The 23,327-nt window shown below is 72.5% G+C and carries 1 pseudogene; it reads left to right on the top strand.

What is annotated here, in order from left to right:
* Positions 1-610 precede the first annotated feature (610 nt).
* Positions 611-23,317, top strand: a pseudogene (locus AC0KTA_RS02235) (non-ribosomal peptide synthase/polyketide synthase); the annotation flags it as partial.
* Positions 23,318-23,327 lie beyond the last annotated feature (10 nt).

Genomic DNA, 23,327 nt, shown 5'->3' with positions numbered 1-23,327 from the left:
TCGCTCGATCCATGGCTGATCTGCCTCTCGGTGGGGGGAGCAGATGGACGGCGCGGTTCCTGGGTGGGGGGCCGGGGGGGAGGGGGCGGCGCACGCCCGCCCGTCGCCGGAGCGGCGGCGGCCTCACGCGAATTACGGTACGGGCCCTGTTCGTTGAGCTGGAAGGGCCCGGGCGACATCTGTGCACGGCACGGCGACTGTGGAAAGGCCGACCACCCGTGTGGGGGACAGGGCAGGCCTCCGACTGGGCCAGAAGGGTGGCCCCCGCGATCGCGAAGGAGATTCTCTTCGGGGCACGCATTTGCGATCTTGGCGTGAAGTCGACCATGGCGTCATGGTTCACGGTGTGGGAGAAGGCGGTGAATTCGTTAAGGGTTTGCTCGCTGCGCTCCACGGTTTTCCGACTTCGCGCTCCTTCCCTGTCCGCCGAACTCGGGTTCCGATTCCAGTGAAATCTGGCCGTTTCCTTGCCGGTTGATTGGTGGCCGAGCCAACTACGTCTGTCCCGTTGCCCGGACAAAAAATTGTGATCGCGTGTGGCGGCCTGGAACCTTGAGTAAGGGGTACTGAGGGTCGCCCCCTCCCGGGGGCGGCCAGCAATCCAGAGAGGGAGTTTTTCGGAATGTTAGATTCCGCCTCGACCACGGAAATGCCGATGACGACGTTCTCCGAGCTGTTCGACCGGCAGGTGATGGCGTCACCGGATGCGGTGGCCGTGGTGTCCGGTACAGAACAACTGACGTATCGGGAGCTGGACGCCTGGGCGAACCGGCTGGCGCGACTCCTCGTCGGGCGCGGCGTGGGCCGTGAGTCGATCGTCGGCGTCGCGCTGCCGCGATCGCCACGCTTCTGGGCCTCGGCGCTCGCGGTGCTCAAGGCGGGCGGTGCGTACCTTCCCCTGGACCCTGACTATCCCGCCGAGCGGCTCGCGTTCATGGTGACGGACTCGCGGGCCGGCCTCGTCCTGTCCGAGACGGCCGTCGCCGGACGGCTTCCCGCCCTGCCCGCGCCCGTCCTGAGCCTGGACGCGGCGGAGTCGGCGGCTGAAGTCGCCGCGGCGGACGCCTCCCCGCTGACCGATGCCGACCGGCCCCGCCCCGCGGTGGCCAACAGCGCCTACGTCATTTACACCTCGGGTTCCACCGGCCGGCCCAAGGGCGTCGCCGTCACCCACGGCGGACTCGCCGCGCTGCGCGCGACGCACCGCGCGCGCTTCGACGTCACGCCCGACGCGCGCGTCCTGCAGTTCGCCTCGCCCAGCTTCGACGCGGCGGTGTGGGACGCGCTGATGGCCCTCACCAACGGTGCCGCCCTCGTCGTACCCGAGCAGGCGCGCCTCGTCGGCGACGAACTCGCCCAGCTTCTCGCCGACAGCCGCGTCACCCACGCCACGCTGCCGCCGGCGGTGGTGACCACGCTGCCCGCGGACGCTCCCACGACGCTCACCGGCCTCAACACACTCATCGTCGCCGGCGAGGCCTGCCCGCCCCACCTGGCCGCCCAGTGGGGCCCAGGCCGCCGCTTCGTCAACGCCTACGGCCCCACCGAGACCACCGTCTGCGCCGCCCTCAGCACGTCCTTGGCCTCCGACCGCGCCCCGATCGGCACACCTGTCACCGGCTCCCGCCTCTATGTGCTCGACGAGCACCTCGACCCGGTGGCGCCCGGCACAGCGGGCGAGTTGTACGTGGCGGGTCCGAGCCTGGCCCGCGGCTATCTGAACCGTCCCGGTCTCACCGCGGCCCGGTTCCTCGCCGACCCGTTCGGCCCCGCGGGCGCACTGATGTACCGCACCGGGGACGTCGTACGCCAGGGGGACGACGGTCAGCTGGAGTACCTGGGCCGCTCCGACGACCAGGTGAAGGTCCGGGGTCTGCGCATCGAGACCGGCGAGGTCGAGGCGGCGCTCGCGGCCCACCCGCGGGTGGCGCACGCCGTCGTCACCACGTACGACGCAGGCGACGCACACGCGGCGCACGGCAGCCGGGGTAAGCAGCTCATCGCGTACGTCGTGCCCGCCGAGGCCGACGTGCAGCAGCAGGTGGGACGCGGCACCGGGCATCTGGCCCTCGACGCCGGGTTCGGGCCGGGCGAGCTGCGGGCGTTCGTGGCCGGGCGCCTGCCGGAATTCATGGTCCCGGCGCGGGTCCTGGTGCTCGACCGGCTGCCGCTGACGCCCAACGGCAAGGTGGACAAGGCGGCCCTGCCCGAACCGGTGTTCCAGGGAAGCCGCTACCGGGCGCCGCAGTCGGCGCCCGAGGAAGCGCTGGCGCGGCTGTTCGCCGAGGTCCTCGCGGTCGACCGGGTCGGCGTCGACGACGACTTCTTCACGCTCGGCGGCGACAGCATCCAGTCCCTCCAGTTGGTCTCGCGGGCACGTGCCCAAGGTGTGGAAATCACCTCCCGGCAGGTCTTCGCGTGCCGTACGGTTGCCCGCCTCGCGGAGGCCGCCGGAGCCCAGGGAGCCGCGGCACCGGTCCTCCAGGAGCTGGACGGTGGCGGCACGGGCTGGATGCCGCTGCTTCCGGTGGCGCGTTGGCTGAAGGACTTGGGTCCGGGTTTCGAGCGGTTCTTGCAGGCGATGGTCCTCGATCTGCCCGACGGTATCGATGAGGAGGGCCTGACCCGGACGCTGGCGGCGGTCGTGGACCGGCACGACCTGCTGCGCTGCCGTTTGGTGGAGGAGGGTGAGGGCGGTCTGGTGGTCGCCGGAACGGGCACGGTGGACGTGGCGTCGCTGGTGCGCCGCGTGGCGTACGAGGGCGACTGGGCGGCGCGCGCGGAGACGTGGCGGTCGCTGCTGCTGGCCGAACTGGACGAAGCCGCGGGCCGGTTGGACCCGGGTGCGGGTGTGGTGGCTCAGTTCGTGTGGTTCGATGCCGGACCCGAGAGGGCAGGGCGGCTGCTGGTGGTGCTGCATCACCTGGTAGTCGACGGGGTGTCCTGGCGTGTGCTGATGCCCGATCTTGCGGCCGCCTGGGGCCAGGTCCGCGACGGGCGGGTGCCTCGGCTTCCGGCCGTGGGTACGTCGGTGCGGTGCTGGGCGCACGCCCTGGCCGAGGCGGCCGCAAGTCCCGGCCGGGTGGCCGAGCTCGACTTGTGGCGGTCCATCGTCAACGGCCCCGACCCGCTCCTCGGCAGTCGGCTCGTCGACCCGGCCGTGGATGTACGGGCCACGGTGCGCGAGACCCGCGTCGAACTGCCCGCGGACGTAACCGAGGCCGTCCTGGGCGAGCTGCCCGCCGCCTTCCGCGGTGAGGTCAACGACGGGCTCCTGGCCGCGCTCGCGCTGGCGCTGGCCCGGTGGCGGCAGGCGCGCGGGGTGCGGGAGTCGTCGGCGCTGATCCGTCTGGAGGGCCACGGCCGCGAGGAGGCCGCCGCACCGGGTGCCGATCTGGCCCGTACGGTGGGCTGGTTCACCAGTGTCTTCCCCGTCCGGCTGGACCTGGCGGGCACCGATCTGGCGGACGCCTTCGCGGGCGGGGAGGCGGCCGGGGATGCCGTCAAGGCGGTCAAGGAGCAGTTGCGCGCGATCCCGGACAAGGGCATCGGTTACGGCCTGCTGCGTCATCTCAACCCCGACACCGCGCTGTCGCTGGCGCCCCATTCCCTCGGCCAGGTCTCCTTCAACTACCTGGGCCGCTTCTCCTCGGCCGCGGACATGCCCGCCGAGCTACAAGGTCTGGGCTTCACCCAGGCCCAGGACGTGGCCGAGCTGGCGGTCCTGGACGCCGCCCACGACCCCCGCATGCCCGCCCTGGCCGAGCTGGACATCAATGCCGCGGTCACCGACACCGCCCAGGGCCCGTGCCTGAGCGGCCTGTTCGCCGCCCCGGAAGGCGTGCTCGCTCCCGAGGACGTCCGTGAACTGGCCGACCTGTGGGTTCAGGCCCTCACCGCCCTGGCCCGGCACGCGAGCCGTGCCCACGCGGGCGGACTCACGCCTTCCGACGCGCCGTTGGTCGCGGTCACCCAGGCCGACATCGACCGCTGGGAACAGCGCTACCCCGGCTTGTCCGAGATCTGGCCGACCTCGCCCGTGCAGTCCGGCATCCTCTTCCACAGCCAGCTGCACGCCACCGACGCCGAAGCGGCCACCGGCACGGGAACCACCGGCGGCAACGGTTCGTTCGACACCTACCAAGAGCAGTACACCCTGCACTTATTCGGACCCGTCGACACCGAGCGCATGCGCACCGCCGGGCAGGCGCTCCTGGACCGGCACCAGGTCCTGCGCACCGCCTTCGTCCCGGACGCCGACGGCAGCCTGGTTCAACTCGTCATAGACGGCGTGCAGGTGCCCTACGCGTACACCGACCTCGGCCACCTCACCGGCCCGGCCCAGGACGAAGCCTTCGAGGACATCCTGTCCGCCGACCTCGAAGAGCACTTCGACCCGGCAGAGCCGCCGATGCTGCGCCTGCACCTGGTGCGCCTCGGCGAGGAGCGCTTCGAGCTGGTCGTGGCCTCGCACCACGTCCTGTTCGACGGCTGGTCGGTGCCGGTCCTGGTGGGCGACCTGCTGCGCTGCTACGACAGCGGCGAGGCCGCGAGCGGGGCACCGCGTCATCGAGGCTTCGGCGACTTCCTCACCTGGCTGGCCGAGCGGGACACCGACGCCTCGGCGCGCGCCTGGCGCCAGGAGCTGGACGGCTTAGAGGAACCGACGCTGCTTGCTCCCGCCACGGGGCCCGGCGGCAGTTTCGGCATCGGTCAGGTCGACGTACCCCTGACCGCCGAGCAGGCCGGTGACCTCGCGCGCACGGCCGCCGAGCTGGGCCTGACCCTCAACACCGTCATCCAGGGCGCCTGGGCTCTGCTCCTCGCACAAATGACGGGCCGTCAGGACGTGGTGCTCGGCTCCGGCGTCGCCGGGCGCCCGCCCGAGCTGCCCGGCGTGGACTCGATCGTCGGCATGTTCCTCAACACCCTCCCCGTACGGGTGCGTTGCGCGCCGTCGGACACGCTCGCCGATCTCCTGGCCGGTCTCCAGGACCGCCAGGGCGCGCTGCAGGACCACCACCACCATGCACTCAGCGACCTGCACCGGCTCACGGGCCACAAGACGCTGTTCGACACTGTCATAGGCTTCGAGTCCTTCCCGATGGACCGGGCGGCCATCGCCGAGGCGAGCGCCGCGGCCGGGATCTCCGTCACCGGCATCCGCGCCTTCACCCCCAGCCACTATCCGCTGGCCGTCTTCGTCTACCCCGACGGCCCGCACCCCCGCCTGAACATCCAGTTCCAACGGCACGCCTTCGACCAGGCCACCGCCGACGACTACGCCACGCGCTTCGCCCGCGTCCTGACGCGGATCACCGAGGACCCCAAGGCCCGGGTCGGCCACATCGACGTACTCGCGCCCGCTGAACGCGAGCAGCTCCTCACCGACTTCAACGACACCGCCGCGCCCGTAGTGGAACGCACCATGGCGGAGCTCTTCGCCGAGCAGGTGGCGACGGGTCCGGACCGGGTCGCGGTGGTCTGCGGTGAACAGGAGCTGACGTATCGGGAGCTGGACGAGCGGTCGAACCGGCTCGCGCGCGTGCTTGCCGCCCACGGCGTGGGGCGGGACTCGGTGGTCGGCCTTGCCCTGCCCCGGTCGGCGGACCAGGTCGTGACCGTGCTCGCGATCCTCAAGGCGGGCGGCTGCTATCTGCCCCTGGACCCGGAATACCCCGCGGAGCGCCTGGAGTTCATGCTCCGCGACGCCGCACCGGTCCTGGTGGTCACCCATGCCCGGATCGCGGCAGAACTGCCGGACGGTGTCTGCCCGTACCTGCGCCTCGACGAGCCGGACACCGAGGCCGCGCTCGCCGGGAAGTCGGCCGAGCCCCTGGCCACCGCGGCGCACCCCGACCAGCTCGCATACGTGATGTACACGTCCGGATCCACCGGCAGGCCCAAGGGGGTCGGCGTCACCCAGCGCGGTGTCGTACGCCTCATGTCGGACAGCGGGCACCGCGACGGCGCCCACGAGCGCGTACTCATGCAGTGCCCGCAGGCCTTCGATGCCAACACCTACGAGCTGTGGTTCCCCCTCCTCAAGGGGGGCACCCTCGTGATCGCGCCGCCCGGACGCCTGGACGCCGCCACCCTCGCCCGCATGGTGACCGAACACCGCCTCACCTCGGTGATGTCCTCCGCGGGCATGTTCAAGGTGGTCGCCGAGGAGATGCCGGAAGCCTTCGCCGGCGTGCGCGAGGCGTGGTCCGGCGGTGACGTCGTACCGCGCTCCGCCTTCGAGGAGATCCTCGCCGCCTGCCCGGACATCCGCGTGATCAACGGCTACGGGCCGACCGAGGCGACGATGTCCACCACCATCCACCCCGTGACCGCCCCTGAGGAGATCGGCGTGACGGGCGAGGTCGGGCTGCCGATGGACGGCACATGCCTGTACGTCCTCGACTCCGCGCTCCGCCCGGTCCTGCCGGGCGTCCCCGGCGAGCTGTACATCACCGGCGACCGCCTGGCCCGCGGCTACCTCGGACGCCATGGCCTGACCGCGGAACGCTTCGTGGCCTGCCCCTTCGGCAAGCCGGGCGAGCGCATGTACCGCACCGGGGATGTGGCCCATTGGACGCCGGAAGGCCGTCTGGTCTTCCAGGGCCGGGCAGACACCCAGGTCAAGATCCGCGGCTTCCGGGTCGAGCCGGGCGAGGTCGAGGCGGCGCTCGCGGACCACCCGGGCGTCGCGCACGCGGTGGTGACGTTCGGCGAGGACCAGACGGGCGAGCGGCACCTGGTGGGCTATGTGGTGCCGCACCCGGAGGGCGCGGACCACGCCGGGGACGCCTTCCGGCAGGTGGGCCAGTGGGAAGAGATCTACGACCAGGTCTACTCGGCCGCGGCCACGGTGTGGGGTGAGGACTTCACCGGCTGGGACTCCAGTTACACCGGGCGGCCGGTCCCGCTGCCCGAGATGCGGGAGTGGCGCGACGCCGCGGTGGAACAGATCGCCTGCTGGGGGCCGCGCCGGGTCGTGGAGCTCGGTGTCGGCTCCGGCCTGTTGATGTCGCAGCTCCTCGCGGACGTGGCGGAGTACTGGGCGACGGATCTGTCCTCCCAGGTCATCGGGCGGCTCGGACAGGAGGTCGCGCGGGCCGGGTACGAGGACAAGGTCACCCTGCGCCACCAGATGGCGGACGATGTGTCGGGGCTGCCGCGTGGGCACTTCGACACCGTGGTCCTGAACTCGGTGGTGCAGTACTTCCCCGACACCGACTACCTGGACCGGGTCCTCGCGCAGGCCTTCGAGTTACTCGCCCCGGGCGGAAGGATCGTGGTCGGTGATGTGCGCAACGCGGCCACCCTGCGGCTGTTCCGGGCCGGGGTGCAGCGGGCGCAGCATCCGGAGGCGGCACCGTCGGTGGCGCGGGCGGCGGTGGCCCGCTCGATGCTGATGGAGCCGGAACTGGTGCTGGACCCGGACTGGTTCACGCGCTGGGGCCTGCGGCACGGCGCGGCCGGGGTGGACATCCGGCTGAAGCCGGGCCGGGCGCACAACGAACTGACCCGCCATCGCTACGAGGTCACCCTCCACAAGACCCCGGTCAAGCCGGTGGCGGCCGACGAGACACCTACCCTGCGGTGGGGCCGCCAGGTCGGCGACCTCACCGCCCTGCGCGAGCGCTGCCGTGCCCAGGGCGACGCCCCGCTGCGGGTGGCGGGCATCCCCAACGCCCGCCTCAGCGGAGAGGCCGAGGCGGCCACCGCGATGTCCGTGATCGACGCGCCCGCCGTGGCGGGCGCCGCCCTGGACCCGCAGGACCTTCACGACTGGGCGGCCGAGCACGGCTACAGCGTTGTCCTGACGTGGTCGTCCACGGCCTTCGAGTGCTTCGACGCGGTCGTGTTCCCGGACGGACGGCCGGTGGCCGGGCGGCTGATATCCGGCGGGTACGCCGCCGCCGACCGGGCCGACCACCGGACCGGCCGGACGCTGGCCAGCGACCCCGCCGCCGCGGCCCGGATCGGCACACTGGTCGGCTCGCTGCGCGACTACCTTGCCGAGCGGCTGCCGGAGCACCTGGTGCCCGCCTCCGTGGTGGCCATCGCCGAGGTGCCGTTGAACGCGAGCGGCAAGCTGGACCGCAAGGCGCTGCCCGCCCCTGACTTCGCGGCCGCGGCCACGGGCCGGGCCCCGCGCACACCGCAGGAAGAGCTGCTGTGCGGCCTGTTCGCCGAGGTCCTGGGCCTGGACCGGGTCGGCATCGACGACAACTTCTTCGACCTGGGCGGCCACTCACTGCTTGCCACGCGCCTGGTCAGCCGGGTACGGGCAGTGCTCGGCGTGGAACTGCCCATCCGCGTCGTCTTCTCCGCCCCGACCGTCGTGGAACTGGCGGACCACCTGGGCCGGGGCGACCGGGTGCGCCTCCCGCTCACCCGCGTCACTCCGCGCCCCGAGCGGGTGCCGCTGTCCTTCGCCCAGCGCCGCCTGTGGTTCCTCGACCGCTTCGAAGGACCCTCGGCGAACACCTACAACGCGCCGTTCCCGCTGCACCTGCGCGGCGAACTGGACGCGACGGCGCTCGCCGACGCCATGCGGGACGTGGTGGCTCGCCACGAGAGCCTGCGGACCGTCTTCACCGAGGGCGAAGACGGCGTGCCCTTCCAGACGGTGCTGCCCGTCCACGAGGCCCGTCTGGACGTGCCCGTCGTGGACGTGGAGTCCGGGGGCGTCGCCTCGGCCGTCGAGAAGGTCGCCGCGCACCGCTTCGACCTGGCCACCGAGATTCCGATCAAGGTGGTGCTGCTGCGCCTGAGCGCACGCGAGCACGTGCTGGTGTGGCTGGTGCACCACATCGCCTGCGACGGCGCCTCGATGACGCCGATGGCCCACGACCTGGCCACCGCGTACACCGCACGCCTGGCGGGCCAGGCCCCGCGCTGGACGGAACTGCCCGCCGAGTACGTCGACTACACCCTGTGGCAGCACCAGCTCCTCGGCGACGAGAGTGACCCCGACAGCCTGCTGTCGGCCCAGGTCGCCTACTGGCGCGAGGAGCTGGCCGACGTCCCGCAGCCCCTGCAACTGCCCACCGACCGGCCCCGTCCGGCAGAGGCCGGCTACCGCGGCGATTCCCTGGAGTTCACCCTCGACGCGCAGCTGATGGCGGCCGTCGATGAGCTCGCCCGCGCCCATGGGGCGACCTCCTCGATGGTGCTGGAGTCGGCTCTGGCCGTCCTGTTGCACGGCCTGGGAGGCGGGGACGACATCACCATCGGCTCGCCCATCGCCAACCGGACCGACGAGAGCCTCACCGACATGGTCGGGTTCTTCGTCAACACCTGGGTCCTGCGCGCCCGCCTGGACGGCAACCCTACGTTCACGGACGTGCTGGAGCAGGTTCGTGCCAAGTCCCTCGCCGCTTACGACCACCAGGACGTGCCCTTCGAGCGACTCGTGGAAGTGATCAACCCGGAGCGCTCGACGGCCTATTCGCCGCTGTTCCAGGTCATGTTCGCCTGGCAGAACAACAGCCGCGAGGACTTCGCGCTACCCGGCGTGGAGGTCGAGCTGGAGTGGCTGCACAGCCGCTCGTCGAAGTTCGACCTCTTCTTCAACCTGGTCGAGGAGCCCGGCGAGGACGTCGTCGGCCACCTCGAGTACGCCACTGACCTCTTCGACCGCGACAGTGTCCAGCGGCTCGCCGACCGCTTCACCCGGCTGGTCGGGCGGCTCGTCGCCGAGCCGCGGCAGCGCGTCGGCGCCGTGGAGATCGTCGAGCCGGACGAGCGGGAGCTCGTGCTGTACGGGTTCAACGACACCGCCGCCGAGACGCCCGACGTGACGATTCCGGAGCTGTTCGCGCGCCAGGTGGCGGCCACGCCGGACGCGGTCGCCCTGGTGTGCGGTGAGGAGGAGCTCTCGTACGCGGAGCTCGACGCCCGGGCCGAGCGGCTCGCGCGGATGCTGACCGGCCGGGGCGCGGGGCCGGAGACCGTCGTGGGTCTGGCGCTGCCGCGCTCGACGGACCAGATCGTGACGCTCCTCGCGGTCTTGAAGGCGGGCGGCTGCTATCTGCCCGTCGACCCCGACTATCCGGCCGAGCGCCTGGAGTTCCTGCTCCGGGACGCGGACCCGCTCCTGGTGGTGACGCACGCCGGGATCGCGGCGGGCCTGCCGGCCGCCGGCCGCCCGTACCTCGTCCTCGACGAGCCGGACACGCGCGCGGCCCTGACGCGGGACGCGCCCGGACCGGTGGCGGCGTCCGCCCGCCCCGGGCAGTTGGCGTACGTGATGTACACCTCCGGCTCGACGGGCAGGCCCAAGGGCGTCGGCGTCACCCACGAGGCCGTGGTCGACCTCGCCCTGGACCACCGCTACGCGGCGGACGCGCACCGGCGGGTGCTGCACCACTCGGCTCAGGCCTTCGACGTCTCCACCTACGAGCAGTGGATTCCGCTGCTGCGCGGCGGCACCCTGGTGCTCGCCCCGCCCGGCCGCCTGGACGCCACCACGCTGGCTCGGGTCGTCCGAGATCACGGGGTGACCGCGATGTGGATCACCGCGGGCCTGTTCAAGGTGATCGCCGAGGTACGCCCGGATGCCTTCTCCGGCGTGAAGGAGATCTGGGCCGGCGGTGACGTGGTGTCCCCTGCGGCGGCGCGCGCCACGCTGCGCAGCTGCCCGGACGTCCTGGTCGTGAACGGCTACGGGCCCACCGAGGCCACCGCCTTCGCGACGTGCGAACCGGTTCCCCACGCCGACGCGGTCCCCGACTCGATCCCCATCGGGCGGCCCTTGGACAACATGCGCGCCTACGTGCTGGACGCCGCGCTGCGTCCGGTGCCGCCGGGTGTGCCCGGCGAGCTGTACCTGGCCGGGACGGGCCTGGCCCGCGGCTACCTGGGCCGCTTCGCCCTGACCGCCGAGCGCTTTGTGGCCTGCCCGTTCGGCGCGCCTGGTGAGCGCATGTACCGCACCGGCGACGTGGTGGCCTGGACCGCGGACGGCCGTCTGGACTTCCGGGGCCGGGTGGACACGCAGGTCAAGATCCGCGGCTTCCGGGTCGAGCCGGGTGAGATCGAGAGCGTGCTGGCCGAGCACCCGGGCGTCGCGCACGCGCTGGTGACGTTCGGCGAGGACCAGTTGGGCGAGCGGCGCCTGGTGGGGTATGTGGTGCCGCACCCGGACGGCCCGGGGCTCGACGGGACGGGTCCGCTGCCGGGTGCGGAGGGTTCCCTGCGCGAGTACCTCGCCGAGCGGCTGCCCGAGCACCTGGTGCCCGCATCCGTGGTGGCCATCCCCGAGCTGCCGCTGACGGCGAACGGGAAGCTGGACCGCAAGGCGCTGCCCGCCCCTGACTTCGCGGCTGCGGCCACGGGCCGGGCCCCGCGCACACCGCAGGAAGAGCTGCTGTGCGGCCTGTTCGCCGAAGTGCTCGGTCTGGAGCGGGTCGGCGTCGACGACAGCTTCTTCGACCTGGGCGGCCACTCCCTGCTCGCCACCCGCCTGGTCAGCCGCATCCGTACGGCCCTCGGGGTGGAACTGCCCATCCGCGTCGTCTTCTCCGCCCCGACCGTCGTGGAACTGGCGGACCACCTGGGGCGGGGAGAGCGGGTACGGCCGCCGCTCACCCGTGTGACCCCGCGCCCCGAGCGCGTGCCGCTGTCCTTCGCCCAGCGCCGCCTGTGGTTCATCGACCGGTTCGAGGGGCCCTCGGCCACGTACAACGCGCCGTTCCCGCTGCGGCTGACGGGGGAGCTCGACGCCGACGCGCTGGCCGAGGCGGTACGCGATGTGGTGGCGCGGCACGAGAGCCTGCGCACCGTCTTCGCCGAGGACGAGGACGGCGTGCCCTTCCAGCGAGTGGTGCCCGTGCACGAGGCCCGCCCGGAGATTCCCGTCGTGGACGTGGAACCGGCCGGACTGGCACGCGCGATCGTGGACTTCACCTCCCACCGCTTCGACCTGTCCGCCGAGATCCCGGTCAAGGCGGTGCTCCTGCGCCTGGACACCAAGGACCACGTGCTCGTGTGGCTGGTGCACCACATCGCCTGCGACGGCGCGTCGATGGCCCCCATGGCCCGCGACCTCGCCACCGCCTACACCGCACGCCTGGCGAGCCAAGCCCCGCGCTGGACGGAACTGCCCGCCCAATACGTGGACTACACGCTCTGGCAGCGCGACCTGCTCGGCGACGAGAACGACCCCGACAGCCCCCTGTCCACCCAAGTCACGTACTGGCAAGAGGAGTTGGCCGACGTCCCCCAGCCCCTGCAACTGCCCACCGACCGCCCCCGCCCACCCCAGGCCGGCTACCACGGCGACTCTCTGGAGTTCACCCTCGACACGCACCAGATGGCCACCGTCGAGGACCTGGCCCGCGCGCACGGGGCAACCCCCTCGATGGTGTTGCAGGCCGCACTCGCCGTGCTGTTGCACGGCCTGGGCGGCGGTGACGACATCACCATCGGCTCACCCATCGCCAACCGCACCGACGACAACCTCACCGACATGGTCGGCTTCTTCGTCAACACCTGGGTCCTACGGACCCGCCTGCACGGCAACCCCACCTTCACCGACGTACTCGACCACGTACGCACCAAATCCCTCGCCGCCTACGACCACCAAGACGTCCCCTTCGAGCGGCTCGTGGAGGAACTCAACCCGGAGCGCTCCACGGCCTACGCCCCGCTGTTCCAGGTGATGTTCGCCTGGCAGAACTACAGCAGCGAGGACTTCGCGCTGCCCGGCGTGCGGACCGCGTTCGAGTGGATGCGCAGCCAGGCGGCGAAGTTCGACCTCACCTTCAACCTCATCGAAGAGCCCGGGCGCGGCGGGGTCGTGGGCTCGGTGGAGTACGCCACCGACCTCTTCGACGAGACCACGGTCCGCGGGATCGCGGACCGGTACGTCCAGGTGCTCGGACAGCTCACCGCCGACCCCCGGCGGCGCATCGGGTCGGTGGACCTGCTCGCGACGCCCGAGCGTGAGCTGACCCTCACGGGCTTCAACGACACGGCGGTGCCAGCCGTGCGGCGCACCATGGCGGAGCTCTTCGAGGAGCGGGTCGCGGCGGCCCCGGACCGGCTCGCGGTCGTCAGCGACGAGCAGCGGCTGACCTACCGGGAGCTGGACGCGCGCGCGAACCGGCTCGCCCGGCTGCTCGCCGCGCGGGGTGTGGGCCGGGACTCGGTGGTGGGCCTCGCCCTGCCCCGCTCGGCGGAGCAGATCGTGACCGTGCTCGCCATTCTGAAGGCGGGCGGCTGCTATCTGCCCCTGGACCCCGAATACCCCGCCGAGCGCCTGGAGTTCATGGTGCGCGACGCCGCACCGCCCCTCGTGGTCACCAGCACCAGGAGCGCGTCGAACCTGCCGGACGGTGCCTGCCCGTACCTCGTCCTGGACGAGCCGGACACCGAGGCCGCGCTCGCCGGGCAGTCGGCCGAGCCCCTGGCCACCGCGGCGCACCCCGACCAGCTCGCGTACGTGATGTACACCTCCGGCTCCACCGGCAGGCCCAAGGGCGTCGGCGTCACCCAACGCGGCGTCATACGTCTCGTCTCGGACAGCAGGCACCGCGCCGACGTCCACGAACGGGTTCTGACGCAGTGTCCGCAGGCCTTCGACGCCAACACCTACGAGCTGTGGTTCCCGCTCCTGAAGGGCGGCACGCTGTACGTGGCGCCGCCCGGGCGCATGGACGCCGCCACCCTCGCCCGCATGGTGAGCGAACACCGCCTCACCTCGGTGATGTCCTCCTCGGGCATGTTCCGGGTGGTCGCCGAGGAGATGCCGGAGGCCTTCGCCGGTGTGCGCGAGGCGTGGTCCGGCGGCGATGTGGTGTCCCGCTCCGCGTTCGAGGGGGTGCTCGCGGCCAGCCCGGGCATCCGCGTGGTCAACGCGTACGGGCCGACCGAGGCCACCATGGCCACCACCATCCACCCCGTGACCGCTCCCGAGGAGATCGGCGTCCTCGGCGAGATCGGCCGGCCGATGGACGGCACCCGCGTCCACCTCCTGGACTCCGCGCTCCGCCCGGTCCCGCCGGGCGTGCCCGGGGAGCTGTACATCGCCGGGGACCGCCTGGCCCGCGGCTACCTCGGCCGCCACGGCCTCACCGCCGAACGCTTCGTCGCCTGCCCCTTCGGCACACCCGGCGGGCGCATGTACCGCACCGGCGACGTGGCCGTGTGGACACGGGACGGCAAGATGGTCTTCCAGGGCCGTGCCGACACCCAGGTCAAGATCCGGGGTTTCCGGATCGAACCCGGCGAGGTCGAGGCGGCCCTGACCCGGCACGACGCCATCGCCCAGGCTTTGGTGGTCGCCCGCGACAGCGAGGAGTTCGGCAAACAGCTCATCGCCTACACGGTCCTCACCGACCCGGAGAACGGACCCGAGCCCGCCGAACTGCGCTTCTTCGCGGCGGCGCGGCTGCCGGACCACATGGTGCCCGCCGCGTTCGTGCCGCTGGCGCGCATCCCGCTGAACCCGAGCGGCAAGGTGGACCACAAGGCGCTGCCGGAGCCCGAGTTCACCAGCGCCAAGCCCTACCGCGCCCCGTGCACCCCCGAGGAGAAAATCCTCGCGGGCATCTTCGCCGACGTGCTCGGCATCGACGACGTCGGCGTCGACGACAGCTTCTTCGACCTGGGCGGCCACTCCCTCCTCGCCACCCGCCTGGTCAGCCGCATCCGCACCGCCGTCGGTGTGGAGCTGCCCATCCGTACCGTCTTCGCAGCGCCCACCGTGGCCGCGCTGGCCGAAAGCCTCGACCAGGGAGAGCGGGTACGGCCGCCGCTGACCCGCGTCGAGCCGCGGCCTGAGCGGGTGCCGCTGTCGTACGCGCAGCGCCGCCTGTGGTTCATCGACCGGTTCGAGGGGCCCTCGGCCACGTACAACGCGCCGTTCCCGCTGCGGCTGACGGGTGAGCTCGACGCCGACGCGCTGGCGGAGGCGGTACGCGATGTGGTGGCGCGACACGAGAGCCTGCGCACCCTGTGTGCCGAGGACGAGCAGGGGGTGCCCTTCCAGCGGGTACTGCCCGTACACGAGGCCCACGTGGACGTGCCGGTCCTGGATGTCGATCCCGGCGGAGTCGAGGCGGCCCTCGCTGCGTTCGCCGCGCACCGCTTCGACCTGTCCGCCGAGATCCCGGTCAAGGCGGTGCTCCTGCGCCTGGGCACCAAGGACCACGTGCTCGTGTGGCTGGTGCACCACATCGCCTGCGACGGCGCGTCGATGGCCCCCATGGCCCGCGACCTCGCCACCGCCTACACCGCATACCTGGCGGGCCAGGTCCCGCAATGGACGGAACTGCCCGCCCAATACGTGGACTACACGCTCTGGCAGGGTGACCTGCTCGGCGACGAGAACGATCCCGACAGCCTCCTGTCCACCCAAGTAGCCTACTGGCGCGAAGAGTTGGCTGACGCCCCCCAGCCCCTGCAACTGCCCACCGACCGCCCCCGGCCACCCCAGGCCAGTCACCGCGGCGCCGCCGTCGAGTTCTCCGTGGACGGCCGGGTCATGAGCGCCGTGACGGACCTCGCCCGGGCGCACGGGGCGACGGAGGCGATGGTCCTGGAAGCGGCCCTGGTCGTCCTGTTGCACGGCCTGGGCGGCGGTGACGACATCACCATCGGCTCACCCATCGCCAACCGCACCGACGACAACCTCACCGACATGGTCGGCTTCTTCGTCAACACCTGGGTCCTACGGACCCGCCTGCACGGCAACCCGACCTTCACCGACGTACTCGACCACGTACGCACCAAATCCCTCGCCGCCTACGACCACCAAGACGTCCCCTTCGAACGACTGGTGGAGGAACTCAACCCGGAGCGCTCCACGGCCTACGCCCCGCTGTTCCAGGTGATGTTCGCCTGGCAGAACTTCGACCTCGACGGCTTCGACCTGCCCGGGCTGCGGGTGGAGTTCGAGCGCACGCGCAGCGAGTCGGCGAAGTTCGACCTTTTCTTCAACATGGTCGACCTGCCCGAGCTCGGCGGAGTGATCGGCTCCTTGGAGTACGCCACCGACCTCTTCGACAAGGCCACGGTCCGCGGGATCGCGGACCGGTACGTCCGCCTCCTCGACCGGCTCACCGCTGACCCGCGCGAGCTCGTGCATGGTGTCGAACTCGTCGGGCCGGACGAGCGGGAGCTCGTGTTGCGCGGCTTCAACGACACCGCGGCCGAGACGCCGGAGCTGACGGTCGCCGAGCTGTTCGCGCGGCGGGTGGCGGCGGCGCCCGAGGCCACGGCGCTGGTCTGCGAGGAGCGGGGGTGGTCGTACGCGGAGTTGGCCGCCCGCGTCGAACGCCTCGCGGGTGAGCTGGCCGACCGTGGGGTGGGGCCGGAGACGCTCGTGGGTCTGGCGCTGCCGCGCTCGGCGGACCTGGTCGTGGCGATGCTGGGGATCTGGCGCGCGGGTGGCGCGTACGTGCCCATCGACCCGAGGTACCCCAGCTCCAGGCTGGACTTCATCCTGGCGGACGCCCGCCCCGTGCTCGTCCTGACGGACGCGGACACGGTCGGCATGCTCCCGGACGTCGGAGTCCCGAGCCTGCTCGTCGAGGACCTGGACCTGGACGCGCCCGCGCGGGACGGCGCGTTCGCGCGGGCGCTGCCGCTGAACGCCGCGTACGTGATGTACACCTCCGGCTCCACCGGCACTCCGAAGGGCGTGACGGTGACCCATCGGGCCGTCGTCAACGGCGTGCTGCGGCTCGCCGACGCGGTGGAGATCCACGCGGGCACGAGGACGCTCGCGGGCACGTCGGTGAACTTCGACGTGTCGGTGTTCGAGATCGTCACCACGCTCACGGCCGGAGGCACCGTCGAACTGGTCCGGGACGTCCTGGTGATCGGTGAGCGCGGCGGCTGGGAGGGCGGCGTGATCAGCACCGTGCCCTCGGTGTTCGCCGAACTCCTCGACCAGGGCGGCGAGGATATCCGGGCCGACGCGGTCGTCTTCGCCGGTGAGGCGCTGCCCGCCCCGCTGGTGCGGTCGGTGCGCGAGGCCCTGCCCGGCGCGCGCGTCGTCAACGCCTACGGCCAGACGGAGTCGTTCTACGCCACCGTCTTCGCCGCCGGCGCCGAGTGGACCGGCGGCGCGAGTGCCCCGATCGGCACGCCGCTGGGCAACATGCGCGCCTACGTCCTGGGCTCCGGGCTCGCCCCCGTCCCCGTCGGCGTCGTGGGCGAGCTGTACGTCGCGGGCGACGTGGCGCGCGGCTACCACGGGCAGGCGCCGCTGACCGCCGAACGCTTCCTCCCGGACCCCTTCGGCCCTGTCGGCGCGCGCATGTACCGCACCGGCGACCTGGCCCGCTGGACCCGCGAGGGACACCTGGAGTACGTGGGCCGCGACGACGCGCAGGTCAAGGTGCGCGGCTTCCGCATCGAGCCGGGCGAGATAGAGGCGGCGCTCACCGCCCAGCCGGGTGTGGCGCAGGCCGCCGTCGTCACCCGGGACGTCCGCGGCAGCACGCAGCTGGTCGGCTACGTGGTGCCCGCCCCCCACAAGGAAGTTGCCACACCGGACGTCTCCGAGCGCGAACTGCGCCGATACGCGGCCGGGCGCCTGCCCGAGTTCATGGTGCCGTCGGTGTTCGTGACGCTGGACCGGCTGCCTCTCGCCCCGAACGGCAAGCTGGACCGCTCGGCGCTGCCGGAGCCGGAGTTCACCGGCGGTGCCCACCAGGCACCGCGCACGGTCGCCGAAGAAGTCCTGGCTGCCGCGTACGCCGAGGTCCTCGGCCTCGACCGGGTCGGCGTCGACGACGACTTCTTCGCCATCGGCGGCGACTCCATCCGCTCCATCCAGGTCGTCTCGCGCGCCCGCGCGCAGGGCGTCGAGGTCACCCCGCGGCAGATCTTCGAGTGCCGTACCGTCGCCGAACTCGCGGACCGCGCCGAGCGGACCGCGCACGACGGCCGGGGCGTCCCCGTGCTCGCGGAATTGGAAGGGGGCGGTGTCGGCCGGATGCCGCTCCTGCCCGTGGGCCGCTACCTGCTGGACCTGACGGAGCGGGGCGGCGGCTTCGGCCGGTTCGCGATGTCCATGGCGGTCGAGCTTCCGCGCGGCATCGATGAGCGGCAGCTCGCGGCCACCCTGGGCGCGGTCCTCGACCACCACGACATCCTGCGCTCGCGGCTCGTGGTCACCGAGAACGGCGAGCCGGTCCTGGAGGCCTCCGCGCCCGGATCGGTGGACCCGTCCACGCTGATCCACCGGGTCGCCTGCGACGGCCGCTGGGAAGAGGCCGCCTGGCGTGACCGCGCGGACGCCGAGCTCGACCGGGCCACCGGCCGCCTCGACCCGGCGGCCGGGGTCATGGCGCAGTTCGTCTGGTGCGACGCGGGTGTTCACACGCCCGGCCGCCTGCTTCTCGTCCTGCACCACTTCCTCGTCGACGGCGTGTCCTGGCGGATCCTGCTGCCCGACCTCGCCACCGCCTGGAGCCACGTCCGCGAGGGCCGGGCACCCCGGCTCGCGCCGGTCGCCACCTCAGTGCGGCGGTGGTCCCATGCCCTGGCCGAGCAGGCCACGAGCCCCGAGCGCGCCGCCGAACTCGCTTACTGGCGCGAGGTTGTGGCCGCACCCGACCCAGACCTCGGCTCCCGGGCGTTCGACCCCACGGTCGACGTGGCCGCCACGGTGGCGGACGTGTCCATGGAGCTGCCGGTGGCGGCCACCGAGGCACTCCTGACCACCGCGCCCGCCGCCTTCCGCACGGGCGTCAACGACGGCCTCCTCGCCGCCTTCGGGCTCGCGCTCGCGAAGTGGCGGCGGGCGCGCGGTGTCGACGAGTCCGCGGCGATGATCCGTTTGGAGGGGCACGGCCGGGAGGAGTCCGCGGTGCCGGGGGCCGATCTGTCCCGCACCGTGGGCTGGTTCACCAGCCTGTTCCCCGTGCGTGTGGACGTAGGGGGTGTCGACCTGGAGGACGCCTTCAGCGGCGGCCCGGCCGCGGGCCAGGTCCTGAAGGCCGTCAAGGAACAGCTCCACGCCGTCCCGGACAAGGGCATCGGCTACGGGCTGCTGCGCTACCTCAACCCGGAAACCGCCGAAGTCCTCCAGGCGTTTGCGGGCGGGCAGATCTCGTTCAACTACCTGGGCCGGTTCTCCGCGGACGACACGCCCGAGGAAGAGCGTGGCCTCGGCTGGACGCCGGCCGACGGCAACGGCCTGATCGGCGCCGACCTGGACCCGGACATGCCCGCGATGGCGACGGTCGAGGTCACCGCGCTGGTCTCCGACACCGCGCAGGGCCCGCAGCTCCATGCACAGATCCGCTTCCCGAGCGGACTCCTCGGCCGCGAAGAGGCGCGCGAGCTGATCGAGCTGTGGCGCACGGCCCTGGAGAACCTCGCACGGCACGCCGCCGCCCCCGGATCGGGCGGGCTCACCCCGTCCGACGTGCCCCTGGTGCGGGTGACCCAGCGAGACCTGGACCGGTGGCACGAGCGGTACGCGGGCACCGCCGCCGACGTGTGGCCGGTGACGGCGACCCAGGCGGGCATCCTCTTCCACGGCATGCTCGCGGGGTCGTCGTTCGACGCCTACCACACGCAGCTCACCTTCCGGCTGTCCGGTGACGTGGACCCCGAGCGCATGCGGGCGGCCGGGCAGGCCCTCCTCGACCGGCACGCCACGCTCCGGACCGCCTTCGTCACGAGCGCGGCCGGGGAGCAGGTGCGGCTCGTGCTCGACCACATGGAGCTGCCCTGGCATGCGGTGGACCTGGGCGACCTCACGGCGGCCGAACAGGACGCGGCCTTCGAGCGGCTGCTCGCCGCCGACCAGGCCGCCCACTTCGAGCCGGACAAGCCGCCATTGCTGCGCATCACCCTGGTCCGCATGGGCCCGGACCACACGGAACTGGTCTTCACCGCCAACCACGCCCTGTACGACGGCTGGTCGCTGCCCCACCTGCTGCGGGACCTGCTGCGGCTGTACGGCTCGGGCGGGGACGCCTCGGCGCTGCCCCGGGTGCGGCCCTACCGCGACTTCCTGGTCTGGCTGGCCCGGCAGGACCGCGAGTCGGCGGCCCGCGCCTGGGCGCGGGAGCTGGAGGGCGTCGAGGAGCCGACGCTCCTGGCCGCGTCGGCCGGGATCGCCGCCGCCGAGTCGGGCGGTCTGGGCCAGATCGAGGTGCCGCTGGCCGAGCGGACCGCCGAGGAGCTGTCCCGCAGGGCTAGCGAGCTGGGCGTCACCCTCAGCACCCTGCTGCAGGGGACCTGGGGTGTGCTCCTCGGCTACCTGACGGGGCGCCGGGACGTGGTGCTCGGCACGACGGTCTCCGGGCGGCCGCCGCAGGTGCCGGGCGTCGACGAGATGGTCGGCCTGTTCATCAACACGCTGCCCGTGCGCGTCACGTCCGCGCCCGGGGCCACGCTCGCGCAGACCCTGGCCTGTCTTCAGGAGCGCCGGACACCGCTGCTGGACCACCAGCACCATGGCCTCAGCGAGATCCACGAGGCCCTGGGGCTCCCGACCCTGTTCGACACCGTGGTCGTCCTGGAGTCCTACCCGGTGGACCAGGCGGGCCTCGCGGAAGCGCACGCGGTGGCCGGTGCCGCCCTCACCGGTGTCCGCGCGGTCACCGGCACCCACTACCCGCTCGCGGTGGTCGCCACCGCGCAGCCGCACCTGCGCGCGGACCTCCAGTACCAGGAGAACCTGTTCCCGAGGGCCGCGGCGGAGCGGATCGCCGCCCGGTTCGGGCAGCTCCTCGACCTGGCCGCCGCCGACCCGCACACTCCTGTGGCCCGCCTGGTTCCGCTGGACGACATGGAACGCGACCTGGTCCTGGAGCGGTTCAACGACACCGGCCGGGAGCGGGCCGGGCGCGGCATCGCCGAGGCGTTCCAGGAGCGGGTGGCCGCGGGCCCGGACCGGGTCGCGCTGGTCTCCGGTGAGCGGGAGGTGACGTACCGGGAGCTGGACGAGCGCGCGAACCGGCTCGCCCGGGTCCTGACCGCGCGGGGCGTGGGCCGGGACTCGGTCGTGGGTCTCGCCCTGCCGCGTTCGGTGGAGCAGGTCGTGACCGTGCTCGCCATCCTGAAGGCGGGCGGCAGCTATCTGCCGCTGGACCCGGAGTATCCCGCCGAGCGCCTGGCGTTCGTACTGGACGACGCGGCACCCGTCCTGGTGGTCACCCGCACCGGGATCGCGGCGGGCCTGCCGGACGGCGGCCGCCCGTACCTCCTCCTCGACGAGCCGGACACGCGCGCGGCCCTCTCCGCCGCCGCGGCCGAGCCCCTGGAGCTGGCCGGGCACGCGGAGCAGCTGGCGTACGTGATGTACACCTCCGGCTCCACGGGCAGGCCCAAGGGTGTCGGCGCCACCCACCGCGCCGTCCTCGACCTGGCACGCGACGGCCGCTTCGCCGGTGCCGCCCACGCGCGGGTGCTGCTGCACTCGGCGCAGGCCTTCGACGCCTCCACCTACGAGCTGTGGATTCCACTGCTGCGCGGCGGCACGCTGGTGGTCGCGCCGCCCGGCCGCCTGGACGCCGGCACGCTGGCCCAGGCCGTCGAGGAGCACCGGGTGACCGGGGCCTTCCTGTCGTCGGGCCTGTTCAAGGTGATCGCCGAGGTGCGGCCGGAGGCCCTCGCCGGCCTCACGGAGATCTGGACCGGCGGAGAGGTCACGTCCCCCGAAGCGGTGCGGCGGGCCTTGCGCGCCCGTCCAGGGATACGGGTCGTCAACGTCTACGGGCCGACGGAGGGCACGACCTTCGCGACGTGCGAACCGGTGCCCCAGGCCGACGCGGTCCCCGTCGCGATCCCCATCGGCCGGCCCATGGACAACATGCGCGCCTACGTCCTCGACTCCGCGCTGCGCCCGGTGCCGCCGGGCGTGCCCGGGGAGCTGTACCTGGCCGGGACGGGCCTGGCCCGCGGCTACCTGGGCCGCTTCGGCCTGACCGCGGAACGCTTCGTCGCCTGCCCCTTCGGTACACCGGGCGAGCGCATGTACCGCACCGGCGACGTGGTGGCCTGGACCGACGACGGCCGCCTGGACTTCCGCGGCCGCGCCGACACCCAGGTCAAGATCCGCGGCTTCCGCGTCGAGCCCGGCGAGGTCGAGGCTGCCCTGGCGCGGCACGATGTGGTCGCCCAGGCGCTGGTGGTCGCCCGGGCCGGCGCGGACTCCGGCAACCAGCTCGTCGCCTATGTGGTGCCCGCCGATCCGACGGCAGACGGACCGGCCCCGGCGGAGCTGCGCTCCTTCGTGGCGGACCGGCTGCCCGAACACATGGTGCCGTCGGCGTACCTGTCCCTCGCCCGCCTCCCGCTGACCCCGAACGGAAAGGTGGACCACAAGGCACTGCCTCAGCCCGAATTCGCCGGCACGGCTCCCTACCGCGCTCCCCGTACACCCCAGGAGGAGATCCTGGCGGGCGTCGTCGCCGGCGTGCTCGGCGTCGACCGCGTCGGGATCGACGACAGCTTCTTCGACCTGGGCGGGCACTCCTTGCTCGCGACCCGCCTGGTCAGCCGCATCCGGTCGGTGCTCACGGTGGACGTGCCGATGCGCCTTGTGTTCGAGTGCCCGACCGTCGCGGAGCTGGCGCGGTACCTCACCGCGGGGGCCGAGCCCACGGGCCGCACCGACCCGTTCGGGGTGGTCCTGCCGCTGCGGGGTGGCGGGAGCGGCAGGCCCATCTGGTTCATCCACCCGGGCCTCGGGCTGTGCTGGCCCTACTTGGGCATGGCCGCCCAGCTGGGCGACCGGCCTGTCTACGGCATCCAGGCCAGGGGTTTCGACGGGGCGCCGCTGCCGGAGTCCATGGAGGCGATGGTCACCGACTACGTGGAGCAGATCCTCAGCGTCCAGCCGACCGGGCCCTTCCACGTGATCGGGCACTCCATCGGCGGCACCCTCGGCCATGCCGTCGCTGTGGAGCTCCAGAGCCGTGGGCACGAGGTGCCGCTGCTCGCGATCCTCGACTCCGTTCCCGGCGACTGGTTCGCCCGGCGGAGGGCGGCACCCGACCTGTCCACGGCGCGCGGCGACATCGCGGACTACTTGTCGTCATCGGGCGTCGTCGACGACGTCGAGCGCGAGCGGCTCGTCGGGAACGGCGCCCGCATTCTGGTCGAACACGTCCGCATGGTGCGGGAGTTCAGCCAGCCCCGGGGCTACCGCGGGGTCACGCTGTTCTTCAACGCGGCCCTCGACCGCGACGAGTCGTACGCCCCGCTCTGGGAGCCCCACGTCGAGGGGCCTGTGCACGCGTACGACATCCACGCCACGCACATCGGCCTGCACGAGCCGAAGCCCGGCGCCGAGATCTGCGAGATCATCAACCGCCACCTGAAGGAGGAGCAGGTCACCGGCCACTGACGTGCCTGCG

The organism is Streptomyces sp. Y309 (genome assembly GCF_056712025.1).
The sequence above is the reverse complement of the archived record's forward strand: the minus strand, read 5'-3'. Positions and strand labels throughout refer to the sequence as shown.